Raw genomic sequence first — 4,710 nt, 5'->3', positions numbered from 1 at the left:
CGTCGCCCCGTCGCCCCGTCGCCCCGTCGCCCCGTCGCCAAGAGCGTTCCGCACACGTTTGCCGAGAAGAGGGTGCGCGGAACGCTCTTCTCGTTGGGCTGCCCGGTCGGTGGCGGGGCGGGGCGGCGGCGACGGGCGGGGCGGGGGCGGTCAGAGCAGGCCCTGCTGACTGGCCACGTACACCGCCTCGGCCCGCCGTGAGACCTTGAGCTTGCGCAGGATGTTGCTGATGTGGAACTTGGCGGTCGTGGCCGAGATGAACAGCGCCTGACCGATCTCCTTGTTGGACATCCCCTCCGCCAGCAATTTCAGGACCTCGATCTCCCGGGCCGACAGGGCCTCGGACGCCGAGCCCACGCCCTTGAGCGCGTCGAGCACCATGGACGCGGTGCGGGCGTCGAAGGCGCTCTGCCCCGCCGAGACCGACCGGACGGCGGTCACCAGCTCGGTCACGTCCACGTTCTTGACCACGTATCCCCGGGCCCCCGCCCGGACCGCCCGCACGACGATCGCCTTGTCGAGGAAGGTCGTGAGCACCAGGGGGGCCACGTCGGGGAACAGGTCGCGGACCGCCGCACAGACCCGCAACCCGTCGAGCTCGGAGCCGCTCCCGAGTTTGAGGTCGATCACCGCGACGTCCGGGCGGGTCGAGCGGATGACCTCAAGCGCAGCGTCCGCGGTCGACGCCTCACCGACCACCTCGAGGTCGGGCTCCCGCTCCAGCATCAGTCGCAATCCCTCTCGCAGGACGGCGTGGTCGTCCACCAGGACGGTGCGGATCGTCGACGGTGGGGTCGTGGGGCCGGTCCCAGGCGGGGTCCTCGGCCCGGGGGTCGTCGGACCCGGGGTCATCGGGCCGGCCGCCGGTCGAGTCCGTCGACGCGGGGCGCCACCACAGTGATCGCCACCCCACCCAGGTCGGACTGCACGATGCCCAGTTCTCCCCCCACCAGCTCGGCCCTCTCCCTCATGTTGACCAGGCCCTGGCGCTCCGCGGGGGAACCGGTCCGCTCGCCCTCGAGCATGGCCCGCAGGTCCTCCGGCCGTCCCACGCCGTCGTCCTCCACGGTCAGCACCACGGCCTCGTCACCGAAGTCCAGGGTCACCACCACGCCGTGCCCCCGCGAATGCCGCGCGGAGTTCGCGAGCGCCTCACCGGCGATCCGGAGCAGCTCGTGCTCGATCCCGGGGGTCGTCGGGACCTCGTCGCCGAGCACCCGGACCTCGGTGGTCATGCTCGACGGGACGTGGAGGCGGCACAGGTCCTCGATCAGGCGGCTCAACCGCCCGTCCCCGTCGTCGATCGTGCGCAGGGCGTAGATCACGGACCGGAGCTGGTCGACGGCCTGGTCGGTCAGGTGCACCGCCTTCTCCAGCAGCGGCCGCTGCCGGTCGACCCGCCCCACCGCGTCGAGTCCGAGTTGCAGGTGCATCCCCGCGCCGAGGACCAGCTGGGAGACGCTGTCGTGGAGTTCCCGGGCCATCCGCGACCGTTCCACGTCGAGGATCCGCTGGCGGTGTGCGGCGTCGAGTTCCCGATGGGCCAATTCCAGTTCGGAGTTCCGCCGGGACAGCTCCACCACGTGCCCCCGGGCCTCCTCGTACGCCTCCTCCGCCCGCGCGAGCAACGTCTCCTGGTCCCGGAAAAGGACGGAGTTGTGCAGTGCCACGGCCGCCTGCGCGGCGAGAATCCGCAGGACCACCGTGTCGATGTCCTCGGCCGGCCGCCCGGGGTGGCGCCAGGACGCCAGTCCCCCGATCACCCCGCCGTGCAGTATCAGCGGCACGGTCACCGCGTCGGGGCCTCCGGCGTCCGCGACCTCGGAGGACCTGCCGCCGCGAAGGACCGCGAGGAGGACATTGACCACATCAGTGGGCAGCCCCTCCGGGACCGGCGCCAGATCCCGGCCCTCGAACGCGACGAACCGCCCCTCGGGGTCCACGATGACGTGCCGTGGCTCGACGGACGGGAGCTGACCGTCCCGGAGGGCGACCAGCGCCCACTCGGCGTCGAGCTGGTCGTAGGCGACCCGGAGGACCGACAGCATCAGCTCCTCGGGCCCCTCGGCGGTCCGCACCAGCGCACCGGAGACCCGATCGAGCGCGTGCATGGAGCGGCGCAGCCTCGACTCCGCCGCCCGGTACTGATCGAAGAAGCTCCTCTTGACCGACCGCAGGCCCAGGAGGGAGTCCAGATCCGTGGGCCCCTCGGTCATGACGCCTCCCGGTACAGTCGTTCGACGTCCTCGAGGGTGACGGGACGCGGGTTCGTGGCCATGCACAGATCGTCGAGCGCGTGCGCGGCCAACGTGGGGATGTCCTCGGCACGGACCCCCAGCTGAGCGAGCCCCGCCGGGATCCCGACGGCCTCCGCGAGGTCCCGGAAGCGGTCCGCGACCCGGTCCGTCACCTGGCCGCCCCGGGAGCCGACGGCCACCCCGGCGGCGCGCGCCAGGTCCGCCATGCGGTCCGCGCGCATGACCATCCCGTTGTGCCGGACGACATGGGACAGCAGGACCCCGTTGATCTGGCCGTGCGAGGAGTCGTACCGACCGCCCACCGGGTGGCTCATCGCGTGGACCGCCCCCAGGACGGCGTTGCTGAACGCCATCCCCGCCTCGAGCGACGCGAGCGCCATGTCCTCCAGTTGCCCGTCGCCGTGCCTCTCGCCGCCCCCGAGCCTGTCGAGCGACCGCGTGCACAGCTCGACGGACCGCAGGGCGTGGGAGTCCGTCAACGGACCCGCCGCGCGCGAGAAGTACGCCTCCACCCCGTGGGAGAGCACGTCGATCGCCGTGGCCGCCCGCACGTCCTCGGGGACGGTGGCGTGGGTGGCCGGGTCGATGACCGTCACGTCCGGCACCAGAGAGCGGCTGACGATGGTCACCTTGGTCCGCCGGTCCGAGTCGTTGACCACGCAGAACTGGGAGACGTCGGCACCACTGCCGGCCGTCGTCGGCACGGCCACCACCGGGGGCAGCGGCAACCGGATCCGGTCGACCCCCTCGTACTCGAGGACGTGCCCTCCGTTGGAGACGACGAGCGCCACCCCCTTGGCGGCGTCGATCACCGAGCCGCCGCCCACCGCCACGATGACGTCGCACCCCGAGGAGTGGTAGGTCCTCGCGCCGGAGAGGATCTGGGACGCCCGCGGGTTCGGCCGGACATCGGACCACACGACCGGCTCCGCACCCCGCGCCCTCAGCCCGTCGACGACCGTGCCCGGCCACGGGGTGAGTTCGAGCCACGGATCGGTGACGACGAGGGGACGCCGTGCGCCCAGTCCCATGGCGGCGGTCGCGGCCTCGGGCAGGGCACCGAAGCCGAAGAGGATCTCCGGCGCGTGGAACTTGGCCACCCGGCCTTCCGACGACATGCCCACACGATAGGCCCGGGTCATGTCAGGCGAGCGAGCTTCCCAGCAGACCTGCCCGTTCGGACAGTTCCGCGGGGTCGCGCGCGGTCACCACCCCGTCCAGGTACCGGGCGTACACGCTCAGCCCACACGTGGGCCGGTTCCAGTACCTCCGGGCCTCCGGGGTGATCCACGCCATCCGGTGGGCCCGCCTGCTGATCCGTCCGACCAGGTCCTCCCGCGGATCCAGGCCGTTGCTCCGCCCGTCACCCACGACGAGGACCGAGGTCCGGGCGTCGATCAGGTCGCCGTGGCGGTCGAGCAGCTCGGCGAACATCCGCCCGTAGTCACTGCTGGCCTCGAGGTCCAGACCGGGTGCGGCCAGCACGGTCGCCAACGCGTCCGGACCCGACGACGACAGGAGGTGGTCGGTCACGTCGACGGGTCGGTCGACGAAGGCGACCACGGAGCACCTGTTGACCTTCCGGTGCAGGCTCTGGGCCAGCCGCAGCACGAATCCGGTGACGGGACGGACCGAGAGCGACACGTCGACGAGGATCAGGAGCTTGAGCGGCCCGGGGACACGGGTCCGGTTCATGATGGTGAACGCCTCGCCGTCCGTCGCCCAGGCCCGTCGCAGGGTGGAGCGCGAATCGAGCAGCCCGCGGGCGAACGGCCGGGAGCGCCGCCGGGGGGCGCCCCGGATCCGGCGCATCACCTCGTGAGACGCGCGCTCGAGGTCCCCGCTGTCGGGCGCCTCCGGGCCCCCGTTGACCTCGTCGTCGTCGACACGACCGTCGGTGACGTCCTCCGCGAGGTTCCTCAGGAATTCCACGACCGCGTCGACGAACATCCCCACCTGCTCGCCCGCCGGGGGCCCGCCCTCGTCGGCGTGCACCGCGTACACCTGTCGGGCGTCGTACCCGTCGAGGGTCCGCAGGACGTCGAGCGCGTCCGCCCAGTCCAACGACTCGCCACTGGAGACCGAGATGGCGGAGGACCCCATCTCCCCCACCCGGTCCGACGACGCGCGATCCACCTCGATCTCGTAGGTGACCGAGGACTGCCACCGCTCCGCGCCCGCCTCGACCGCGAACTCCTCCTCGCCCGTCGCGGTCGAGAAGTCGGAGTCGTCGTAGTGGATGTCCTCGTCACGGCGGGCCGTCTCGTCGCCCTCGACCAGGTCACCGATCTCGGCCGGGTCCAGGTCCGACGGGGTGAACGGCGAGGACCCGTCCGAGTCCAGTCCCAGTTCGTCGGGCAGCGCCCCCACCTGCGGGGCGTCGCCCCGGGCCCCTCCGGAGTCCTCGACCCGGGCCGCCCGCACACCGAGGAAGAAGCTGTCGAAGACGGCG

General features: G+C 72.2%; 4 protein-coding genes. All 4 read right to left on the bottom strand.

Annotated features, from left to right (window positions below):
- Positions 1–150 precede the first annotated feature (150 nt).
- Complete coding sequence (locus G6028_RS17215; protein ID WP_259848063.1) at positions 151–852, bottom strand: MadR family response regulator transcription factor; 702 nt, start codon at positions 850–852, stop codon at positions 151–153.
- Complete coding sequence (locus G6028_RS17210) at positions 849–2,216, bottom strand: GAF domain-containing sensor histidine kinase (protein ID WP_179524180.1); 1,368 nt, start codon at positions 2,214–2,216, stop codon at positions 849–851. Before G6028_RS17210 ends, G6028_RS17215 begins: the two co-directional genes overlap by 4 nt.
- Positions 2,213–3,376 (bottom strand): iron-containing alcohol dehydrogenase, encoded by a 1,164-nt coding sequence (locus tag G6028_RS17205; RefSeq protein WP_241730857.1) that lies wholly within the window; start codon positions 3,374–3,376, stop codon positions 2,213–2,215. The genes G6028_RS17210 and G6028_RS17205 overlap by 4 nt, the downstream gene beginning before the upstream one ends.
- A gap of 25 nt (positions 3,377–3,401) precedes the next feature.
- On the bottom strand, positions 3,402–4,710 hold a 1,309-nt coding region (locus tag G6028_RS17200; RefSeq protein WP_182659590.1), incomplete at its 5' end, for a VWA domain-containing protein.

This window comes from Dietzia cercidiphylli (assembly GCF_014145145.1).
Lineage (GTDB): Bacteria > Actinomycetota > Actinomycetes > Mycobacteriales > Mycobacteriaceae > Dietzia > Dietzia natronolimnaea.
The sequence above is the reverse complement of the archived record's forward strand: the minus strand, read 5'-3'. Positions and strand labels throughout refer to the sequence as shown.

What these genes read in the sequence shown, in the direction of transcription:
- G6028_RS17205 (WP_241730857.1), bottom strand. Translation starts at nt 3,376, where the DNA reads ATGTCGTCGGAAGGCCGGGTGGCCAAGTTCCACGCGCCGGAGATCCTC.
- G6028_RS17210 (WP_179524180.1), bottom strand. Translation starts at nt 2,216, where the DNA reads ATGACCGAGGGGCCCACGGATCTGGACTCCCTCCTGGGCCTGCGGTCG.
- G6028_RS17215 (WP_259848063.1), bottom strand. Translation starts at nt 852, where the DNA reads ATGACCCCGGGTCCGACGACCCCCGGGCCGAGGACCCCGCCTGGGACC.